At 38.1% G+C, this 21,437-nt stretch carries 21 protein-coding genes; 12 read left to right on the top strand and 9 right to left on the bottom strand.

Features of this window, described 5'->3' with window-relative positions:
* Positions 1 to 259: 259 nt before the first annotated feature.
* On the top strand, positions 260 to 1,948 hold the full coding sequence (locus AAGS61_RS16850; protein WP_391374488.1) for an N-acetylglucosaminidase: 1,689 nt from the start codon (positions 260 to 262) through the stop codon (positions 1,946 to 1,948).
* A 149-nt stretch (positions 1,949 to 2,097) separates the two neighbouring features.
* Here the strand turns inward: AAGS61_RS16850 and AAGS61_RS16845 are convergent, their stop codons facing one another.
* On the bottom strand, positions 2,098 to 4,209 hold the full coding sequence (locus AAGS61_RS16845) for a methyl-accepting chemotaxis protein (RefSeq protein ID WP_391374486.1): 2,112 nt from the start codon (positions 4,207 to 4,209) through the stop codon (positions 2,098 to 2,100).
* A gap of 308 nt (positions 4,210 to 4,517) precedes the next feature.
* Here AAGS61_RS16845 and AAGS61_RS16840 point away from each other — a divergent pair, with 308 nt between their 5' ends.
* Positions 4,518 to 5,696: an endonuclease Q family protein gene (locus AAGS61_RS16840; protein ID WP_391374483.1), complete on the top strand. Its 1,179-nt coding sequence runs from the start codon at positions 4,518 to 4,520 to the stop codon at positions 5,694 to 5,696.
* Between the two features lie 40 nt (positions 5,697 to 5,736).
* Here AAGS61_RS16840 and AAGS61_RS16835 read toward each other — a convergent pair whose 3' ends face one another.
* The 4 genes from AAGS61_RS16835 to pgeF all read right to left on the bottom strand — a co-directional run bounded on the left by AAGS61_RS16835 (position 5,737) and on the right by pgeF (position 8,539).
* The gene (locus tag AAGS61_RS16835) at positions 5,737 to 6,927 is read right to left on the bottom strand and encodes a M14 family metallopeptidase (protein ID WP_391374480.1); all 1,191 of its coding nucleotides are present in this window, start codon (positions 6,925 to 6,927) and stop codon (positions 5,737 to 5,739) included.
* A 372-nt stretch (positions 6,928 to 7,299) separates the two neighbouring features.
* On the bottom strand, positions 7,300 to 7,491 hold the full coding sequence (locus tag AAGS61_RS16830; protein WP_391374478.1) for an H-type small acid-soluble spore protein: 192 nt from the start codon (positions 7,489 to 7,491) through the stop codon (positions 7,300 to 7,302).
* An 11-nt stretch (positions 7,492 to 7,502) separates the two neighbouring features.
* Positions 7,503 to 7,661: a YfhD family protein gene (locus AAGS61_RS16825; protein ID WP_391374475.1), complete on the bottom strand. Its 159-nt coding sequence runs from the start codon at positions 7,659 to 7,661 to the stop codon at positions 7,503 to 7,505.
* 125 nt (positions 7,662 to 7,786) lie between these two features.
* Complete coding sequence (pgeF, locus tag AAGS61_RS16820) at positions 7,787 to 8,539, bottom strand: peptidoglycan editing factor PgeF (RefSeq protein WP_391374472.1); 753 nt, start codon at positions 8,537 to 8,539, stop codon at positions 7,787 to 7,789.
* 158 nt (positions 8,540 to 8,697) lie between these two features.
* Here pgeF and AAGS61_RS16815 point away from each other — a divergent pair, with 158 nt between their 5' ends.
* Positions 8,698 to 9,633, top strand: coding sequence for a sensor domain-containing diguanylate cyclase (locus AAGS61_RS16815; protein WP_391374470.1), 936 nt, complete (start codon positions 8,698 to 8,700; stop codon positions 9,631 to 9,633).
* A gap of 199 nt (positions 9,634 to 9,832) precedes the next feature.
* Positions 9,833 to 10,435 (top strand): SafA/ExsA family spore coat assembly protein, encoded by a 603-nt coding sequence (gene safA, locus AAGS61_RS16810; protein WP_391374467.1) that lies wholly within the window; start codon positions 9,833 to 9,835, stop codon positions 10,433 to 10,435.
* Positions 10,436 to 10,491: 56 nt separating this feature from the next.
* Here the strand turns inward: safA and AAGS61_RS16805 are convergent, their stop codons facing one another.
* Positions 10,492 to 11,682 (bottom strand): coenzyme F420-0:L-glutamate ligase, encoded by a 1,191-nt coding sequence (locus AAGS61_RS16805; protein WP_391374464.1) that lies wholly within the window; start codon positions 11,680 to 11,682, stop codon positions 10,492 to 10,494.
* 123 nt (positions 11,683 to 11,805) lie between these two features.
* On the opposite strand from AAGS61_RS16805, the gene AAGS61_RS16800 reads away from it, so the two are divergent.
* From AAGS61_RS16800 to AAGS61_RS16770, 7 genes are all read left to right on the top strand, one after another.
* A complete protein-coding gene (locus AAGS61_RS16800) occupies positions 11,806 to 12,690 on the top strand; it encodes a LysR family transcriptional regulator (protein WP_391374461.1) in 885 nt (294 codons plus the stop codon).
* Positions 12,691 to 12,743: 53 nt separating this feature from the next.
* Positions 12,744 to 13,346, top strand: coding sequence for a class I SAM-dependent methyltransferase (locus AAGS61_RS16795; RefSeq protein WP_391374458.1), 603 nt, complete (start codon positions 12,744 to 12,746; stop codon positions 13,344 to 13,346).
* A gap of 643 nt (positions 13,347 to 13,989) precedes the next feature.
* The gene (locus AAGS61_RS16790; protein ID WP_391374456.1) at positions 13,990 to 15,207 is read left to right on the top strand and encodes an ABC transporter substrate-binding protein; all 1,218 of its coding nucleotides are present in this window, start codon (positions 13,990 to 13,992) and stop codon (positions 15,205 to 15,207) included.
* 220 nt (positions 15,208 to 15,427) lie between these two features.
* Positions 15,428 to 16,303 carry a branched-chain amino acid ABC transporter permease gene (locus AAGS61_RS16785; RefSeq protein ID WP_391374453.1) on the top strand — a complete coding sequence of 292 codons (876 nt, stop codon included), beginning with the start codon at positions 15,428 to 15,430 and terminating at the stop codon, positions 16,301 to 16,303.
* A gap of 11 nt (positions 16,304 to 16,314) precedes the next feature.
* The gene (locus AAGS61_RS16780; protein WP_391374450.1) at positions 16,315 to 17,253 is read left to right on the top strand and encodes a branched-chain amino acid ABC transporter permease; all 939 of its coding nucleotides are present in this window, start codon (positions 16,315 to 16,317) and stop codon (positions 17,251 to 17,253) included.
* Complete coding sequence (locus tag AAGS61_RS16775; RefSeq protein WP_391374448.1) at positions 17,250 to 18,026, top strand: ABC transporter ATP-binding protein; 777 nt, start codon at positions 17,250 to 17,252, stop codon at positions 18,024 to 18,026. Before AAGS61_RS16780 ends, AAGS61_RS16775 begins: the two co-directional genes overlap by 4 nt.
* Complete coding sequence (locus AAGS61_RS16770) at positions 18,026 to 18,733, top strand: ABC transporter ATP-binding protein (protein WP_391374445.1); 708 nt, start codon at positions 18,026 to 18,028, stop codon at positions 18,731 to 18,733. Before AAGS61_RS16775 ends, AAGS61_RS16770 begins: the two co-directional genes overlap by 1 nt.
* A 161-nt stretch (positions 18,734 to 18,894) precedes the next feature.
* On the opposite strand, the gene AAGS61_RS16765 is transcribed toward AAGS61_RS16770, so the two are convergent.
* Complete coding sequence (locus AAGS61_RS16765) at positions 18,895 to 19,125, bottom strand: hypothetical protein (protein ID WP_391374443.1); 231 nt, start codon at positions 19,123 to 19,125, stop codon at positions 18,895 to 18,897.
* Positions 19,126 to 19,269: 144 nt separating this feature from the next.
* On the opposite strand from AAGS61_RS16765, the gene AAGS61_RS16760 reads away from it, so the two are divergent.
* The gene (locus AAGS61_RS16760) at positions 19,270 to 19,761 is read left to right on the top strand and encodes a cupin domain-containing protein (RefSeq protein WP_391374440.1); all 492 of its coding nucleotides are present in this window, start codon (positions 19,270 to 19,272) and stop codon (positions 19,759 to 19,761) included.
* A 78-nt stretch (positions 19,762 to 19,839) separates the two neighbouring features.
* Here AAGS61_RS16760 and AAGS61_RS16755 read toward each other — a convergent pair whose 3' ends face one another.
* Positions 19,840 to 20,559 carry a DUF6904 family protein gene (locus AAGS61_RS16755; RefSeq protein WP_391374437.1) on the bottom strand — a complete coding sequence of 240 codons (720 nt, stop codon included), beginning with the start codon at positions 20,557 to 20,559 and terminating at the stop codon, positions 19,840 to 19,842.
* A gap of 41 nt (positions 20,560 to 20,600) precedes the next feature.
* Positions 20,601 to 21,299, bottom strand: a complete 699-nt coding sequence (rluF, locus tag AAGS61_RS16750; protein WP_391374435.1) for a 23S rRNA pseudouridine(2604) synthase RluF — start codon at positions 21,297 to 21,299, stop codon at positions 20,601 to 20,603.
* Positions 21,300 to 21,437 lie beyond the last annotated feature (138 nt).

Raw genomic sequence — 21,437 nt, 5'->3', positions numbered from 1 at the left:
TCGTGAAAGTTTTGGCTATCGTCAACCGACATTTATCTCCTACTTACTCATTGGGCTCCCCCCTTCTCATTCCTTGAAGTGGAAGTATTCCGTCGGGTAACAATAAATTAAATTATTTTACATTATTTGTATCAACAACGAAGACATGGTAACCTATTATACAGTCATAGAAAGATAAGAGAATCTATTTGGAAATGGGGTTACTAGGATGAATAGTTTGCAAATATGTTTCAAACGATCGATACAAGTAGTGATAGGGATGTTATTTTTTATTTTCGCACCGCTCATGATTGCTCATGCTGCTGATTTCAGCCATGTAGATACGAAGGTGTCGAGTGATAAAACATGGACGATTACATTTAATGAGTCAGTGCTAGAATCTAGTATTTCAAAGGATTCTATTTATGTACTAGATAAAAATAATAGAAAACAAGATACGTCTCTTTCCGTGAAAGGAAATGTTGTACTTGTACAAGCACCTGCACAAGGCTATGTACCTGGGGAAAGCTATACGTTACATATTACGGATTCAGTGAAAAGCCAAAAGTCCAATAAACGGTTAAACAAATCGGTTATCAAACCGTTTACAATTGCTGAAGGCTATGCAGTGGTTGATATTCAAGCAGATGGAACGTATTCACCGATTGCCACTTATGCATCTTTTGAAGAAGCAAATGGTCACTTACAAAAACAGCAAGCCATTGTTTACAATAATAAATACGTCAAAATACCAGCTGGATTTGTTGCGACAAGTCCTAAAAAAGTAACACTGATTTATAAGCAAGCTACATTTACAGCGGGTTTTCAATACGCAGGTGTTGCTGCTGATACGGAGTTACTGTATGTTGATGCTACAGCAGACTATGTGAAAGTCCATGTAGCTGGTCAAGATATGTATGTGAAGCATGAAGATGTCACGCTCATTCCTACAGCTGCAGCAAAAGGACAGTCTTATTATAGTGCAGATGATAAAGGCTTATGGCACCGTATTTATCATCATCATGCTGGTACGTATGATAGCAGTTACTTAATAGGAGACAAGCCTGCATTTTTACAGCGTAATGTAAAGTATTACAGTACAGACGGCGCGAATTTTGTGGATGCGAATGGACAAGTGGTCGGTGAAAGCTATGCTTATTTTCAATATATATCACCACGTGTCCCAACAAGCTATAGCGCAGAGCAATTGAATGCTTTTATTGCTAAAGAATTACAAGCTAGAGAACAGTCAGGGAATAAGCTTTACGCTAATGCGACAACGAAAAGTCCGTTGCAAAACATGGGTGCTTTGTTGAAGGAGATGGAAAAACAGTATCGTATTAATGCGTTACTTATTCTGTCAACTGCTATACATGAGAGTAATTATGGTATGAGCTGTCATGCGCAAAACTATAATAATCTGTTTGGCTTAAAAGTAACTGATACTAATAGTGCTTGCTCAACGAACGTGGATAAGACGTCATCGAAGTATTTTCCATCGATTGAAAAAAATGTTCAGGCACTAGTGGAAAGTTTAAATCAGTACTATTTAGACCCACTTAATATGGGTGACTGGCGTTACAATGGAGTTGCACTTGGCAATAAGATGATTGGCATGAATGTTCGTTATGCCTCAGATCCATATTGGGGATCTAAAATAGCAGGTCATATGTATCGTGCAGATCAAGCACTTGGCGGTAAGGATTACAAGAAATATCGACTTGGCTTTACATCGACAGCGAATGTGAGCGTTCGGACAGCACCGCTTGTTACAACAGGCGCTCAGGACAATCGTGCCTATCAGTATAAGCTGGATTGGACGATCAAACGTTTAGATCATATGCCGATTACTCTTTCAAATACTTCATCCGAAAAAGTGGATTGGTTACGTGTCATTTCAGAACGGGCTACAGATATAACGGATTTATATACAGTGAGTGAGAATGTCCGCCATGTGACCGTCTATTAATAGAGTACAGAGTGAGGAATAAATAAAAAAGCTATGAGGGGGGTGTCCAGAAAGTAAAAACTTTCTGGACACCCCCCTTTACTGTCGTCATTACAACATTAAAAATGCTGAGTATTTAAGAGAATCGTAAAACTGTTAGTGAATAATCCTTACTCTGTTTTGAAATTGCCCATTGTTTCTTTTAATTGGAGTGCTTTATCACTGAGTACTTGAGCCGAAGCAGTTACTTCCTCCATTGAGGCAAGTTGCTGTTCTGTCGCGGCTACAATCATTTGAATATTGTCCTCTGATACAGATGCTTGGTCAGCTTCTAAATGAATCGAATCATCTAATAGCTTCATTTCATTTGCTACCGTTTCAACCGATTGGATAACGGAATGAACTTCATTTGATACGCCTTTTGTTTGTTCAAAAATGCGTGTTAAAGAATCTTTTGTTGTATGAATTAAATTTGTGCCAGCTACTGTTTCATTTGATACATTTTGCATAGCGGTTACAGAATGCATTGTATCTTGCTGAATGCCGTGAACAATGCGACGAATTTGCTCTGTAAAACGAGAAGATTCATCTGCTAATTTGCGCACCTCATCCGCTACAACGGCAAAACCTTTTCCATGTTCACCAGCGCGTGCAGCTTCAATAGCCGCATTTAAGCTTAATAAGTTTGTTTGCTCTGCGATGGCTACGATGGCATCTAGAATGGTACCAATTTCTTTTGAACGCTCGTTTAGTTGGTCGATAACTTCTGAAGTAGCAGTGACGGATTGTGTAATAATATTCATCTGCTTTGTTAAGTTATCGAAGTTTTGATTGCCATCCTCTACTTCGCGTAATGTAGCATCTGAAGCATCTAACACATGAATATGTGCTTTTGCAATCATGTCTAACTGCTGAGCTGCATCATCCATTAATTTTACATTTCTTTTCGCTTGTGTCAGCTGCTCTTCAATAATTTCTGATACTTTTTCCACTGATTGAGAAATATGATTCGTCGCCTTTGTTGTTTCCTCTGTAACGGCAAACAAATCTTTACTTGAAGAATCAACAGAATCAGCGGTTATTTTACTATTTGTAATAACCTCTTTAATGGCTTCAATCATTTCATTTAATGATGTTGAAATCGATGCAAATTCATCTTTCGACGTGATTGTGATACGCTCAGTTAAATTACCAGTAGCTAGTTGTTTAGCAACATGCTGAATAGATTTCACTTGTGTTTGAATACTGAAATAGAATGAAAGCAAAGCGTACAATAAAATGAATACAATGACGATAATCACAACTAATGTGATAGCACGCTTAGATTCATAGGAAGCTAAGTCATTTTCTAAACGGTCTTGTAACTCATTCTTTTGGAAATCGATTAACTCGAAAATCGAATCAATCGCAGCAGTCGTTGCATTGAAATAATCGGCAGGTACGATTGTAATCGTTTGTGCATTCAATAACTCTGTATTAATAACTGCTAAAATATCTTCTGTGCTTTTTAATGATTGTTTTGCTTGTATTTCTAAACGGTTTTTTAAAGATGGATCTGTTTTAAAAATCTTTTCATAATTATTGAAGGATGCGTCTACATAGCTTTGCATCGTTTGCATTAAAAATAATAACTGGTAACGGTTATCGTCTGATAATTCTTTTTTAGTGGCAACACCGACACCTGTTGCACGTGCTTTCCCCATATTTTCCGTAATCGGAGGTAATGTTTCCGTTAATAAACGGTTTAGGTGATGTTTTGTTGGATCTGATTCTAGTGAAAGCTTCGTATCTTCTGCGATTAACTGGATTAAATCTAATATTTCGATAATTAAATTACTATGTAATGAAATGGCCTCTGCTACAGTTCCATTAGCTGAAACAGATTGGACCTGCTTCCAATTGTCATTGATAGTGTTAATGTTTGCTTGAATTTCCGAATAAGACGGATATTGTTTTGCATTTTCTACGAGTGTATCAAATGAGTCGTTGACATTTTTACCTGCAGCTTCTCTTCTAGATGCGGCCGTTGCATCACCACTAATTAAGTTTACAGTCAGGCCGCGGTGTTGTTGTGTGAATTTTAAAACGGGATAAACATCTTCAATTAAATCGACCCCTGATAACTCTTTTTCGATTGTGTCAATTTGCTTATTCGTTTGTTGGACAAGATCTAATAATAAGTAACTAAGCGTTAATACGACTACGGCAAATAGTAGCATAAATTTTTTACTGAAAGATAGTTTGTCTAAGACAAAAATCCCTGGTTTGAAAAGCTTCTTCATTGGCATCCCCCTGTAATTTATTGAATTATAAGCTTTAGTGTAATGTACGTTAAGTCAATCAACAATGTTTTAATTATGTCAGGAAATAGAAAAATACAAGTTTTATCAATATCTGTACGAAATATTTCAATTTTTATGAAGAGATTGTTGGAGAGTCGTATATAATTCAGAATGACTAATGAGAAATGCGTGATATAGAGATAAAAGTAATGTTTGTTTATAGGTTTCTAGTAAGAAAGAGCTTCGTAAAAACACAAGATGTATAAAATAAGCAACAAATCCAATGCTAATGGCAAGGAGTGGTCGGGATGAAGGCTATTTATGCAGATTTACATATTCATATTGGGCGTACGGCAAGCGGAAAACCTGTGAAAATCACGGGTAGCAAAACGCTCACATTACAAAACATTTTAGAAATCGCAAGTAATCGAAAAGGGCTTGATATGATCGGGATTATTGACTGTCATTCTCCAGAAGTGTTGTTGGAAATAGAAGCATTCATACAACGAGGAGACATGATTGAATTAGCTGATGGAGGGCTACGTTTTCAGAACACGACATTAATTATGGGTTCGGAAATGGAAGTATATGATCAATATTGTCATGGACCCATTCATGTCTTAGCATATTTTCCAACAGTGGAGAAGATGAAATCTTTTTCACAGTGGATGGACAAGCATGTCAAAAATAGCACATTAAGCTCCCAGCGTATATATGTAGAAGGGAGAGCACTGCAAAAGCAAGTGTATGAACATGAAGGGTTGTTTGTCCCTGCACATGTATTTACCCCATTTAAAAGTCTTTACGGCAAAGGGGTTCAGCGCAGTTTAACGGAAGTATTCGATCCAACTTACATCGATGCTATTGAGCTTGGACTGAGCTCGGACACATATATGGTAAGCAAAATAAAGGAGCTACAAGCGTATCCGTTTTTAACAAATTCTGATGCACACTCACTTGAGAAAATGGCACGGGAATATCAAAAACTACAGCTTAAAGAAGCAAACTTCGAAGAACTAAAAAAGGCATTGCGACAGGAAGAGGGACGAGCCATTGGTGCGAATTATGGTTTAAATCCGCTACTCGGTAAATATTATCAAACCGTCTGTGCGAAATGTGGTGAGCAGCTAGCAGGGATAGACAAATGCCCTCAATGTGGTAATGAAACAATGATTACGGGTGTCTCCACTCGCATCGAACAGTTGTCTGATCCGTATGTAGATGCCATTTCAAGACCACCCTATATTCATCAAGTGCCGTTAGATTTTATCCCTGGTTTAGGGCCGAAAACATTGGATCGCTTATTGCAGGCTTTCAGTACGGAAATGGCCATTTTACACGATATCACCAAGGCACAATTAGAAGAGGTTGTACCCGAAAAGTTAGCTAGTCTTATTGAGCGAGCGCGAAAAGGGGAGTTATCGATTGTACATGGTGGCGGTGGGAAATATGGGAAAATTATAGACGGGCATACTACGCATAGCTAAAAGCACATCAACATCGTTAGGCTGATGTGCTATTTGGCATTTATAAATAGAGTGCTGCTAGAAAAATACCTAGTGCTTCTTCATAAATCTCATCGAATTGTGCGAGTGGCAGTGGATTGATCCCTCTACCAAGCTCAACTGTAAAGCCAGATCTTCGCCAGTCTTGGATAAACCAATCTTTATACCCTGCATAGCTATCGACTGTCTTAACAGGCGTATACCCGCTTACTCTACCAAATGCATTGGCTAGCACTTTATTTTCTGGTGGTTCGAGGTTTTGGAATCCCCAATAAATCACCTCACCTTGTGTATGGAAAGCGAGTACTCTTGCAAAGTCTCGCTTTTTTGTTAAGTCAGCCATCGCAATCGATTCTGGCTGGGACAAAGGACTTTCTCCGCCATAATCGCGAGGACCTGGTGTTTTCGGATTGCGGTCTCGCTCTTTTTCCCATTCTGCCGGAAACTGATCATTTAAATCGACGCCATTTATATTGGCTTTCCACCCTGAAAAGTCTAGGCTATTATTGTTCCAGTCGAGGACATTACTTCTGTAAGGCTCTTCTTCGGGTGGTCCATTCAGAACGAGATTGACGCCATCTGGATTGACCATCGGAACAATGGATAAGGTCGTTTGCTCATATAAAGAAGAAGTAATGATGCCCCGAATGGTCATTTGATTCGTCAGGGAAAGTACATAATCATTTAGAAAAGTCATGATAGTAGGTGTTGTAATCCATTCGTTTGCATGAAATGAGCCGTTATAATGAACGCGTTTATTCCCAGTACCGATTAAAACTTCAGGTAACTCTCGATCTAACACAGAATTGCCAATGGAATCCACCTGTAGAAATGGGTAAACGGATTGGAGCCGTCTTATATCATTCATCATAGTTTCATAAGTATAATTTTGCTTTCCATTGACCAGTCGCCATGTAATGCGAAGTGGCACTTTAATTGTTTGCCCAATTTGCAGTTGGTTTGGATTAATCGTAGGGTTGACAAGAAAAAGGGTATCAAGAGGAAGATTTCGGCTCATCGCAATAGACCATAAGCTGTCTCCACGCCGTATTTGATAGCTTTGGGCGACATATCCAGGAATTTGAATACGTTGACCGACTGACAGTGATTGAGGGTTAATGTTTCGGTTGGAATCAATAATGAGTTGTAGAGGAATTCGGAATAATTGGGTGTAATGCCAAAGGGAATCCCCAGGTCTTACATATACATCCATGTTGAGCCTCCTCTGTTATTAAAACTTTCATAGTATATGAGGGAATTTTGTATTTTATGAACTTAGGTAATAGGATTAGCCACTGTATGCTTTAAAGAAACTATGCTAACCATGTTGGAAAATGCAAATAAGGTAAAAAAACAGGGAAGGAAAGAAGCAACTTCTGAAGCTAGTAAATGTATGAATACAAAAATGCCACGGATACTAATCCAGTGAGGATATGTAATGATTTAAGGAATGATGAAATTTTTCATAGTGGATAAAAAATAGTGGGAAAGAGCTTTTATGTTTAGGCGAAAGCGCTATCCCCTCGCGACGCTTCAATTCTCTAGCGCGTTTCGGGGATTAGTAGGCGCTTTCATACTTTTGTACTTAATGCACTAAATACTCTTCTTTTAATTCAGCGATAGACACTTCTGAGCGTTCTTCTAATGAACGTCTTAAATGCACAGTAGCTGTTTTTTCGTCGTCATGCAATTGATCAATCCAGACGGAAACGCCGTTATAGCTTACTTCATATTCGGATGGTGACTCAACAATTTTTTTTGCACGTTGGTAGTCCATATGGAACCTCCTTATTTATGCTGTTTGTTCCGTTCAGCAGCTTGTTCAATTTCAGCGATTTCTCGGGAAAATTCTTCCCTAATTTTGTTTGGCGCTATTTTTTGATTTTTAGGTGTTTGAGGAAGCGTTTGTTTTTGATGGCTTCGTCCCTTTTTATCATCTCTTCCCATTGGGCATGCTCCTTTCTGTTTTGTTCTTTCTTAATATGGCATCGAACAAAATTTTTATCACAGAAAAAAATATACAGTGTAGAAAAAGGAAAACACCGCCGTGTTATTTGGCAGTGTCTCGTACGTTATTTCTTCATAATAAAGCTCATATGGCGGCCGGATTTTTTATCTTGGCGATAAGAGAAGCCCTTTTCATGTAAAAAGGTGCATGTATCATCAATAGCAATTTGATTTGCAGGGATGCCCGCAAGTTCGCATTGTTTTTTGACGGTTTGTTGATTGTCGATATGATATTTATTTGTTTTCGCATGATAGTATATAAATTCATCCGCATAACCGAGTGCTTTAAACTGTTCATATACATCACGATCTACTTCAAACTTTTGTTGGCTCAGCGCTGTACCGATATATACCCAAAATCCTTCGGCGGGGTTTTGTTCTATTTCGATTAACTGATGCAATAATTGTGGTGTTACTTCTTTGACAGTTCCTTGCCATCCTGAGTGTATCGCAGCGATCACACCACTTTTTTCGTTGTATAAGAGTACGGGTACACAATCAGCAGAAAAGGATGTCAGTAATATACCGCGTTCATACGTATACAGTGCGTCTGTATTAGCAATCGCATTATCCATTGTAAAGGCACCTTTTCCTCGGTCGTTGCTTGTTACTTTATAGAAGTTTTTACTATGTGTTTGCTCGGCACAAACAAAGTCTTGTACCTCACAACCAATCATTTTTGCGAGTTGCTCGCGATTGTTTATAACTGCTGCGGTATTTTCACAAATATGTAATGCCATGTTATTTTGTTCTGGCACTTCAATGTTTTTCATTGTCGTACCCGCAATCACCTTTTCGTTATTCATATATATATTCATCGTTTCCTCCACTTTGTTACTATATTCCTATGAGAAATAAATAAAAAAAGACCAATAATAAGCAACTTACGACTTATTCTGATAAAATAGTGACTAGTAATATTTACAACAGTTAACAACTGAGAACTAATTCAATTTTCTTACTAGGAAGTGTAAATATGCTTTATGTTATTATTATTACTTTATTTATAATAGGTTATTTATATAGAAGATATTATTTGCTCAAAAAACAATTGGATTCGCTACAAACGGTAGTGCAGGCAGTAGGACATTCCAAAGACATCTTCTATTATTGCGATTTAAAGCCTCAAATGCAATATCGCTATTTAAGCTCAGCCATTAATCAAATGTTAGGTGAGCATGAATGGCAAGCACATATGCAAAACCCTCAGAAGTATTATGATATTCTGCATCCCGATGATATAGACGTAGTGACACAGAAATTAAACGGCGCGTGGGACTATGATGAGCCGTTATTAGTGCGTCTTCAAAATACAGAAGGACAGTATATTTGGTTTGAAGAGTATGCAACGCCAGTATACAAGAATGGTGAAATGGTTGCTATTCATGGTGTGTATCGAAACGTAGGCAATAAGGTGGCTATGCAACAAGAATTGGAGTATAAAGCGATGCATGACCATTTAACAGGAACGAAAAACAGAGCATGCTTTGATGCCCAAATGGCGCTTTATAATAATAAGGAAAGTGTGCCCATTGGGATGATTGTTTGTGATTTGGATAATTTGAAGTGTATCAATGATCAACAAGGACATAAAATGGGCGATGCTTATATTAGGCAGAGTGCGAATATTATCCGAGAAGCAGTGGGGAGTAAAGGCATTGTCGCACGTATTGGTGGCGATGAGTTTTCAATTATGATGCCGCATGTGACGAGTGAAATTGTAGATGATGTGATGGAACAGATTCGATATAAAGTCCATCAATTTAATCATGTAACGGAGCAATTTTCTATTCAAATATCGATGGGTAGTAGTTATAGTCCTTATTCATTTGGACAAATGGAGGAACTTTTTGAAGAGGCAGATCGCTTAATGTATAAAGAAAAGCAAAAAAAGAAGGCGATTTGTCACTAAAAACCGTGTAATATTTTCCTATTTTCAGTGATGTGACAGAAATATTTCAGCATGAATGCTATTATAAGAGCAAATTACTCGGATATTATTACAAATGTAATAGTCTCGTAAAGATCCTTCCATAATTTCAGTAATGAACTATCTAAAAAAAGCAATTATGATAGGTTCATACGAAAGCAGAAAGGATGAACAACATAACATGCTGAAAAAAATCATTATGACAGCAGCACTCTCAATGTCGATCGTATTACCGATGTCCGCATCAGCGGCCACTTCAACATATACAGTAGTAAAAGGCGATACTCTTTGGAAAATCGCGGCTAAAAATCAAGTAGGTCTTTCAGAGTTAATCTCATTAAATCATAATTTAGCAAATCCAGATTTAATTTACCCAGGTCAAAAAATTATTATTGCTGAAAACGAACAAGCAAGTGTAGAAGAAGAAGTCGTACGCCTTGTGAACGTAGAACGTGCGAAAGAAGGGTTAGCGCCACTGTCGATTGATTGGGAATTATCACGTGTCGCGAAATACAAATCACAAGATATGCATGATAAAAATTACTTCAGTCATACAAGCCCAACATACGGCTCACCATTTGATATGATGAAGCAATTTGGTATTTCATACAAATCAGCAGGTGAAAACATTGCAAAAGGACAAACATCCGCAGCGCAAGTCGTGAATGATTGGATGAATAGTCCAGGTCACCGTGCAAATATTATGAACACAAGCTATACGCATATCGGTATTGGCTATGTAGCAGATGGGCACTACTGGACACAAATGTTTATTAAAAAATAATCATACAGAAATAAAAAAGCAGGCAAAGTGGAATTCCGCTTTGCCTGCTTTTGTGCTTATTTTGTGTAGTTATCGAAGTAACCTTGGATATAAATCATTGGTGTACCTTTGTCACCAGAACCAGATGTTAAGTCAGATAAAGAACCGATTAAATCTGTTAATTGGCGAGGTGTTGTGCCTTGTGCTTCCATTGCACCAACAAGGTCCTCGTTTTTGTTTTTGATATGTTCTGAAATAGCCGCTTTTAATTCTTCACCACGTAAGTGTGAGAAGTTATTATCAGCTAAATATTTTAATTTTACTTCGTTTGGTGTACCAGCAAGACCAGCTGTGAATGCAGGTGATACAACTGGGTCAGCAAGTTCCCAAATTTTACCTACAGGATCTTTGAATGCCCCATCACCATATACCATGACTTCTACTTGTTTACCAGTTGCTGCTTTTAATTTTTCTGCGATTCCATCAACAAGCGGTTGGCAAGTATGTGGGAATAATTTCACAGAATCTTCCGTTGCTTTGTTTGAACCAAGCAGACCGTATTGTTCATTGTAACCAGACCCATCAATCGATGAAGATAAAATATTATCTAAGCTGTAAACTGTTGTAGCGCCAGCTGCTGTTACTAAACGTTTTGTACGGAAGCGTGAGTGAATGTCACAAGCAAGGACAGATGTTGTATAGTCTACGATGACTTTTGGATTGTTAGAGAAGATGACTTCTACTTCTGCCCCTTCATTCGTAATAAGCTCTTTGTAGTACTCGATATAGTCCACACCAGTGAATGTATGTTTTTGATAGCCGAAATGTTCACGGAACTGTTTTTCAGTTAATGTATCTGTCCATGGGTTAACGCCTTTTACGTCTAATTCATCGATATCTACTAAGTGGTTGCCAACTTCATCAGATGGGTAACTTAACATAAGTACGATTTTTTTTGCGCCACGAGCGATACCACGTAAGCAGTTCGCAAAACGGTTACGTGAAAGAATAGGGAAAATCACACCGATTGTATCTTCACCGAATTTTGCTTTTACATCTGTTGCGATATGGTCAATTGTTACATAGTTTCCTTGTGCACGTGCCACAATGGACTCAGTAATTGTGATGATATCTTTATCTTGGATTTCATAGCCTTCTACTTTTGCCGCATTTAACACTGTGTCTACGACGATTTGCTCGATATTGTCCCCTTCATTAATGATAGGGCCACGAAGACCACGAACTACTGTACCTACTACACGTTCCATGAGAATCTCTCCTAATCTATAGTAAAAAATTATTTGATTTAGTTAACACAAGTTGTAATATACCTCGCTTACATGGTATAAGTAAAATTAATATTTTTAATATGCCCTATAAGGAGTACTTATATGATAGGTAAATTAGATTTATATCGTATTTTTCATGCGGTTTGTAAAAGTAAAAGCTTTTCACATGCGGCTAAATCACTCTATATGACACAACCCGCCATTAGTCAAGCGATGGCACAATTGGAAAAGGAACTAGGTACCCATTTGTTCTACCGTACGCCTAAAGGGGTTACGCTTACGAATGAAGGAAAATTATTACACGACTATGTAAATTCTGCACTAGGCATGCTTGAGGTAGGAGAGGAAAAAGTACTAGAATTGCAGAATCTCACAACTGGAGAGCTGCGAATTGGTGTTGGCGATACGATTTCTAGATACTACTTGCTTCCTTACCTTGAAACTTTTTATAAAAAATATCCGAGTATTAAATTGAAAGTATTAAATGGGACGACAAGTCAAATTGTGACATATATTAAAGCTGGCGAAGCGGATGTAGGGATTTGCAATTTACCTATTTATGATGAGCAGCTTGAAGTGACACCATGTAAAGATATCCATGATATTTTCGTATGTGGCGATAAATATATGAATATGACGAAGCAACCGACGAGTCTCGATTATTTAGTGAAAATGCCCCTTATTTTTTTAGAGAATAATGCAAATTCCAGACAATATGTTGAAGATTATTTAAAAGGGTGCGGTTTTTCCATTTTACCCGAATTTGAGCTTGGCTCGCACGATTTATTGTTAGAGTTTGCGAAGATTAACTTAGGCATCGCTTGTGTGACGAAAGAGTTTTCAACAGATTATTTAGAACGGGGAATCGTGCACGAAATTGAATTACAGCAGCCGATTCCAAAGCGAAGCATCGGCATTTGCCACTTGAAAACCGTGCCATTATCACGGCCAACGAAGAAATTTATCCAAATCATTCATGAGCAGTAGTTCAAGTGCATCTAACGCTTGATGGATTAATGAGTAGAGAAAGGAATACGTGAATGCGAGAAAAAGATTATGAGCAACTATTAAATATTTCAACAACGGGGTTTCAATATGGTGTACCCAAATTAATCCATTACCATAGCTATGAACCAACACCGTATGAAGCATTAGAACAACTATTCGCAGCATATGAATTACCATCAAATGCCCATGTTGTTGATTTTGGATCAGGAAAAGGGAGGGTACCGATTTTCCTCCATCATAAGTTGCGCATTCCTACGGTAGGCGTTGAAATGGATGGTATTTTCTTTAAAGAAGCACAGCAAAATAAAAATAGATATTTACAAAAGGCAGGGAAAAAGCTTGTGCCGATTACCTTTTTAAATATGCTAGCTGAACAATATGATATACAGAGACAGGATAATGTATTTTTCTTCTTTAACCCATTTTCGGTGCAAATTTTCCGCAAAGTTGTCATGAATATTTACCGATCTGTTGAACAATATCCTCGAGAAATTCACATATTGTTATATTATCCATCACCAGAATACTTGTACTATTTACAGTTTGAAACGAATTTGGATTTACTAAAAGAAGTAAAGCTACAAGGTTTTAAAAATCCAAATGAAAGAATTTGTGTATTTACATTTAATGTATAAAAATGATTCATTAATGTAGTTGCAATGAAAGTGAGACGCTCATTTCTCGTAAGGTTAAAAGAGATAGAGAGACATAAACTCGATTCATTTTGTTCGAGTTTATGTCTTTTTTATAATCCTTCTCATAAAGAGTAAATTCAGAAACATATATTACCACTTGGGAAACCATTGCTTTCCGCTCCGGCACTCGCTTTCCACGGGCGAGATCAAGCCTCCTCGTCGCTCATCCTTCGCTGCTCCTGTCGCAAATAAATTTCCTGTGTAGGCTGTGGCAAAGGGAGGAGACTATGATACATACCTTTTACTATTTAGCTGTTATTTTTAGAATGCATTTTTGCTCATTGCGAGTTCTCCGTTTAAATTCATGTTTAATCAAAAAATGAATAGTCAAGGCGCATTGTTTTTATAGTATATTTTTAGCTAGTAGTAGGTATAGTATCCTTCCTTTTTTAAAAAACTGAAAAGTCACACTAGACTAAATAGAAAGAATGTTTTAAAATACAAAAGGCTAATTAATAGAAATATTAGTATTTACTATAATTTCAGAATATTATTATAACTCATTGTCTGAGAGTAGGTATTCGTGTATAATTATCAGAAATATCTAATATTTGAAAATAGTTATTTGGGGGGAGTTTTGAATATGAAGCAGTCAAAAATGAAGAAGTTTGGATCAATCTTTTTAGCTTCAACACTAGTTGCGGGTGTACTAGCAGGATGTGGGGCAAAGGATGATAGTTCATCTTCATCTTCAAGTTCAAGCGGTGGAGATAGCGGTTCATCAGAAACAATTAAAATTGGTGGTAACCTAGAGCTTTCAGGTGCAGTAGCATCTTACGGTTCATCTATTAACGATGGTGCTAAATTAGCAATCGACGAGATTAATGCAGCGGGCGGTATTAACGGTAAACAAATCGATTATATTCCGGTAGACAATAAATCTGAAAACGCAGAAGCGGTAACAGCAGCGATTCGTTTAGCAGAGCAAGAGAAAGTTGTTGCGATGATTGCACCCGCAACATCAGGTAATACGGTAGCGACAGTGCAAACAGCTAATCAATTTAAAGTGCCAGTCGTAACAGCTTCTGGTACAGCGGAAACAGTAACGGTAAACGAAGATGGTTCTATTAATGATTATGCATTCCGTACATGCTTTATCGATCCATTCCAAGGCATTGTAGCAGCAAACTTTGCATCCAATGACCTTAGTTCGAAAAATGTAGCGATTTATATGGACTCTACATCTGACTATGCAAAAGGCTTAGCCGCATCATTTAAAGAACAAATTGAAAAAAATGGTGGGAAAGTGGTAGCAGAAGAAGCGTATGTAACGGATGACGTAGACTTCAAATCAACATTAACACGTATTAAGTCAGCGAATCCTGATTTCGTATTTATTCCAGGGTATTACGAGGAAGTTGGGTTAATTGTTAAGCAAGCACGTGAATTAGGTATTGATGTGCCATTAATGGGTGCTGATGGCTGGGATTCGCCAACATTAGTCGAGCTTGCGGGTGCAGATGCACTAAATAATACATTTATTACAAATCACTATTCTTCTGGTGATCCAGATCAAACAATTCAAGACTTCGTAAAAGCATTCGAAGCGGAATATAGCAAACAGCCAAATGCCTTCCATGCACTTGGATATGACACAGTGTACTTCTTAAAAGATGCAATTGAACGTGTTGAAGGTGACATTACAGGCGAAGCTATTCAAAAAGCGTTGGCAGAAACAAAAGATTTAAGCTTAATTACAGGTACATTCACAGTAGATGAAAAACACAACCCAGTTAAATCAGCAACAGTTTTAGAGTTTGTAGACGGCAATCAAGAATTCAAATCAAAAGTAAATCCTTAAGTAAAAATTTAAGGGGATAGGAGACTGCTTTATACGAGAGCGGCTCGATATCTTACTGAATGGAACGCTACTTCGTCAGTATTGTTCCGATGGTTACTCGTCGCAAAGGAGTCGTCCGAAAAAAATTTTTTCGGATAGCTCCTTTTTCAACGTTTAGAAGTAAAACTTTGTTGCGCTAGTAAAATAAAGTGACATATGAAAAGTAAAGGAGTGAATCGTTATGGAATGGATACAACAGCTCGTGAATGGGATTTCACTCGGTAGTATCTACGCGCTAATCGCCCTTGGTTATACGATGGTATACGGGATTATTAAGCTGATTAACTTTGCGCATGGTGATGTTTTCATGTTAGGCGCATTTATCGGTTTTTATGCGATTGCACGCTGGGATATGCACTTTATTCCAGCCTTGATTTTAGCGATGGCTTTATGCGCTGTTATCGGGGTAATTATTGAACGTGTTGCGTATAAACGGTTACGTAATGCAACACGTATTGCCGCTTTAATTACAGCGATTGGGGTATCTTTATTAATTGAATATACGGTTATTTTCTTCCGTGGTCCATCACCGGAAGCTTATCCGAAAGTGATTGAAAATAAAACAATTGAGATTTTAGGGGCACAAATTGGGGTGCAGTCGATTTTAATTTTAGTCATTTCATTTGTACTGATGATGTTACTACAATTTATCGTACATCAAACGAAAATTGGGAAGGCGATGCGTGCCGTATCCCATGATGCAGATGCAGCGCGTTTAATGGGGATTAACGTAGATAATACCATCTCAGCAACATTTGCGATTGGTTCAGCATTAGCAGGGGCGGCAGGCGTTATTTTCGGTATTTATTACACACGGATTGACCCGTTAATGGGTGTATTACCAGGCTTAAAAGCATTCGTCGCAGCCGTACTCGGTGGGATTGGGATTATTCCTGGGGCCATGGTTGGTGGTCTCGTACTTGGTGTAGTAGAGACGATTGTAAGTGCACTTGGCTATTCTTTATGGCGCGATGCAGCGGCATTCGTTATTTTAATTCTTATTTTAATTATACGACCATCGGGTATTTTTGGTAAAAATACTCGAGAGAAAGTGTAGGTGGACAGCGTATGAAAAAATCAAAAATTTTCTGGGGCTACATCGCTCTAGCGCTAGTAGTCTATGCAGTCGTACAAGTGTTGATCAACACAGAAGCTATTAGCTATACACACCAAAATATGTTAATTACGATGTGTATCAATATTATGCTGGCAGTTAGTTTGCATATTATTATCGGTATTACAGGTCAATTCTCCATTGGCCATGCTGGTTTTATGGCAGTTGGTGCCTATGTATCAGCGATTTGTACAATGAAGCTCGGTCTGCCGTTTGTGACAGGTATTTTACTTGGTGCCCTTGTAGCGGCCATTGCAGGTCTACTTGTTGGAATTCCAACACTCCGCTTAAAAGGTGACTATTTAGCCATTGCAACACTTGGGTTTGCAGAAATTATCCGGATCGTATTTTTAAATATTGACTATGTAGGTGGAGCAGCTGGGATGCAAGTCACACACCAATCCACTTGGACATACGCATTCTTCGCTGTCGTTATTACGATTTTAATCATTTCCAACTTTACACGTTCTCGTCATGGACGTGCATGTATTTCCATTCGTGAGGACGAAATTGCTGCCGATGCAATGGGAATTAATACGACGTACTATAAAGTTGTGGCGTTTGCGATTGGGTCGTTTTTTGCTGGGGTTGCAGGCGCGATTTATGCACATAATTTTTATATCATTCAGCCAACGACATTTGGTTTCTTAAAGTCATTTGATATTTTAATTTTTGTCGTATTAGGTGGTTTAGGTAGTTTATCGGGCTCTGTGTTAGCCGCTATTTTCTTAACAGCGGTGACAACGTACTTACAAGGTTTCCCTGAAACACGTATGATTATTTATTCGCTTGTATTAATCTTAGTCATGCTGTACCGTCCAACCGGTTTACTTGGTACAAAAGAGATTACGGACTTATTCAAGTTTGGTAAAAAGGGAGGGTCTAAAGCATGAGCGAAACTCTTCTAAAAGTTGATAATTTAGGAATTACATTTGGTGGATTAAAAGCGGTTCAAAAAGTGGATATGTATATGAACCGAGGAGAATTAATTGGTTTAATCGGCCCAAATGGTGCCGGGAAAACGACAACATTTAATATGTTAACAGGTGTATATGCACCGACAGAAGGCACGATTACCTTTGCTGATAAATCCATTGCTGGTTTAGATCCGTATAAAGTCACACGTCAAGGCATTAGCCGCACATTCCAAAATATTCGTTTATTTAAAGAGTTATCGGTTTTAGATAATGTAAAGGTAGCGAATCATGGTTTAGCGAAACATACGTTATTATCAAGTATTTTCCGTCTACCGACTCACTTTAAAGGAGAGGCCAAGATGGAAGCGGAATCGCTTGCCTTCTTAAAAATTTTTGGACTCGATGTGTACAAGGATGAACTAGCGAAAAACTTGCCATATGGGATGCAACGTCGCCTTGAAATTGCTCGTGCATTAGCGGCAGGTCCTAAACTATTGCTATTAGATGAACCGGCAGCAGGGATGAACCCCCAAGAAACACATGAATTAATGGAGTTAATTGCGTTCATTCGAAAAGAATTTAACTTAACAATCTTATTAATCGAACACGATATGCACCTTGTCATGGGAATTTGTGAACGTATTTATGTACTGGATCACGGGCAATTAATTGCAGACGGAACACCAGCAGAAATTCGTTCAAATCCAAAAGTAATTGAGGCATATTTAGGTGAGGAGGTAACGGAATAATGCTGAAAATTAATAATATCGATGTATTTTACGGTAATATTCAAGCATTACGGGATATCTCCATTGAGGTAAATGAAGGTGAAATTGTCACGTTAATTGGTGCCAATGGTGCAGGAAAAAGCACACTGTTAAAAACCATTTCAGGTTTACTAAAACCGAAAAAAGGGTCCATTGAATATTTAGACGCGGCCATTGACGGCAAAGCAGCGCAGTCCATTGTAAAAGCAGGGATTTCACACGTACCAGAAGGACGTCGTGTATTTGCAAATATGACGGTTGAGGAAAACTTAGAGCTCGGTGCCTATTTACGCACAGACAAAGAGGGCATCAAAAAAGATATGGACCATGTATATGAGCTATTCCCACGCTTACATGAACGTAGAAAACAACTGTCAGGGACGCTCTCTGGTGGTGAGCAGCAAATGCTTGCGATGGGCCGTGCGCTAATGTCTAAGCCGAAATTGATTATTTTAGACGAACCATCGATGGGGCTTGCACCACTGATGGTCAAAAATATTTTTAACATCATTGAAATGGTGAATAAAGAAGGCGTAACCGTACTGCTTGTGGAGCAAAATGCAAATATGGCATTATCCATTGCTAACCGTGCCTATGTACTAGAAACAGGGCGCATTGTACTAGCCGGTACGGCAAAAGAATTACAAGAAAGTGAAGAAGTCAAAGCGGCTTATCTTGGCGGTCTATAAATATGTATAAAGCTGTCTTACAAGTGAACTTGTAGGGCAGTTTTTTTATGAGAGAGAAGTATAATTGATGAATCTGTGTAACAAAATTTGTGTATGTTCAAAAAATATATTGATTGTAGCTCGTGCTTTTTCGTTTGTTTTTGAGCAGTAAAAAATCTATTTTACCATTTTAATTTTGGATATATTTCAGCAATTGTTATGCCGTCTATTGTTGCTTTTTCAAAGAGCTCTTCATATCCATTAAATTCTTGGGTATATGAATCTTTAGTTCTTGATAAATAAGATTTACCAGGGTTATGGCTTATCCAATATTCATCATTTTTATAATAAAAATTCAGTTCATCGCCCATTGCAACGATGCTTTTGAATTCTAAGTATTCTTTCTCTGTCACGTGTAGCACTCCTTTTAGATGAGTCTTTCGGTTTCCATGATTTTATTTTAACATCATTACAAAGACGAGGGTGAAGATACGTATATCCACTCTAATTGTTATGAACGTGTCTTTTTGTTATGGTAAAGGAGAGGAGTGATACACATGAAAGCAGCACAATACTTCATTGAAAAATTAGGATTACAGCAACATGCGGAAGGTGGCTTTTATAGCTCTACTTTTGCTGGTAAGGAGCTTGTCAACACAGCAACGGGTGAGCGACCAGTTTATACAAGCATCTACTTTTTACTACGTTCGAGCGATATTTCACACTTACATCGATTGCAGTCAGATGAACTATGGTATTACCATGCAGGTAGTTCGCTAACGGTGCATATGATTTACCCAGATGGTACGTATGAGGCAAAAAAACTAGGATTAAATATTGAGGCAGGCGAACAGCCCCAAATCCTTGTACCAAAATATACGATTTTTGGCTCCTCTGTCGATGAACCGCAGACATTTAGTTTAGTTGGATGCATGGTAGCGCCAGGCTTTGACTATGCAGACTTTGAATTATTTACACAGGAAGAACTGCTGCAAGCGTATCCTCAACATGCAGCGGTAATCCGTAAAATGGCGTATGAACAGCTGTAACAAATAGCGAAAAAGAAAACCGCGTTCATGAAGTGATGAACGCGGTTATTTATATGTAGAATATATTATTTTAACTAACTACCAATCTATCGTTTCAGGATACTTGAGTGTAAGATTTAATTCATGAATGACGTGTTTCGTTACACTGGCGGTTGCTAGTAGTTGTTCTTTTAATGCGGTATACTCTTCGTCTTCCATTAAGAGGCGAAGCGCGTACGCAGCTATTCGCTCCTCCCGTTCTTGACGAGAAAGTTTTAAGTACTCTACATTTAAGAGGTCCACATACTGTGTTGCGTAACGGAAGTAAAAGGTTTGCTTTGCATGGAGCATTTGCAGAAATACAAGATAATGCTCGTCTTCTATTAGTTGTTCTAGTGCTGTCGCGACGGCACCTTGAAATTGACGAATCGTTACAATCGACATATTCCACATCGTTGGGTCGACCATTTCTTGATATAAACGGATAAAATCATTTAACGCAATTGTGGTAAACAGTAGCTCTGGTATTAAAATGTCTACAGCAAAATAAATATTTTTAGTAGGCGCAAGGATGGCCTTTTCTTTTTCTAACCCTTTATGTATACCGTTAGCGATAAATTCTATATGATGCTCCCCTTTTATCGCATTCCGTAGCTCTAAACAAACACCTAAAATACGATTCCGTGCCCCTTGAAAATCAAGATAGCGGTTTTCTTCCCCGGTGACATCGTAAATAGCACGGAGCAATGCATCGATATCCCAGTAGTCCCCACTAATGCGAAAACCGGTGAGTAGTTCTGTTGGTTGAATTGTTAACATAACGCCCATTTCCCCCTTGCTAGTAGCTTGAACGTAGACAGCTACTGCTTATAATTTAATAGTTTAAACAGCTCTGTCCGCTCTTTCTCTGTTAAATCACGCCATTGCCCTACTTTTAGATTACCTAAATGGATGTTCATAATACGAATACGTTGTAGTCGTTTGACCGAATACCCGAGCGCTGAACACATGCGGCGGATCTGTCTGTTTAACCCTTGCTCTAAAATAATTTTGAACACATGACTGGATACTTTTTCGACGCGACATGGCAGTGTGACCGTATCTAAAATTTCTACACCAGCAGCCATTTGTGTTAAGAATTGTGCTGTAATCGGTTGATCGACTTGCACCACATATTCTTTTTCATGATGATTTTCTGCACGTAAAATCTCATTGACAATATCACCGTCATTAGTGAGGAGGAGCAAGCCTTCTGAATCTTTATCAAGACGTCCAATATGGAAAATACGCAATGGATGATTCACAAAGTCCACTACATTGCCTTTAATATGTTTTTCCGTAGTACTCGTAATGCCTACGGGTTTATTGAGTACGATATATACAAGCTGTTCTTCTTTTTGGACGGGCTTGCCATCTACACACACGAGATCGCCTTCTTCTACTTTACTACCGACTGTTGCTAGTTCGCCGTTAATTGTAACGCGATTTTCTTCAATCCATTTATCAGCACCTCGGCGAGAGATGATGCCTGTTTCTGCTAAAAATTTATTGATACGCATATTTTTTCCCCTACTCGTTAGAATAGTTTCAGTATACAATATCAGCGTTATTTTATGTATAACAGCGCGCTGTCTGTTTATTAACAATATATCACAATAATATTATCAGTAAATTTAGAAAATTGAAACTTAACCGTT

Origin of the sequence: Lysinibacillus sp. KU-BSD001 (assembly GCF_042920265.1) — a bacterium.
Classification (GTDB): domain Bacteria; phylum Bacillota; class Bacilli; order Bacillales_A; family Planococcaceae; genus Lysinibacillus_B.
Note: the sequence above shows the minus strand (reverse complement) of the source record. Positions and strands in the feature narration are given on the sequence as shown.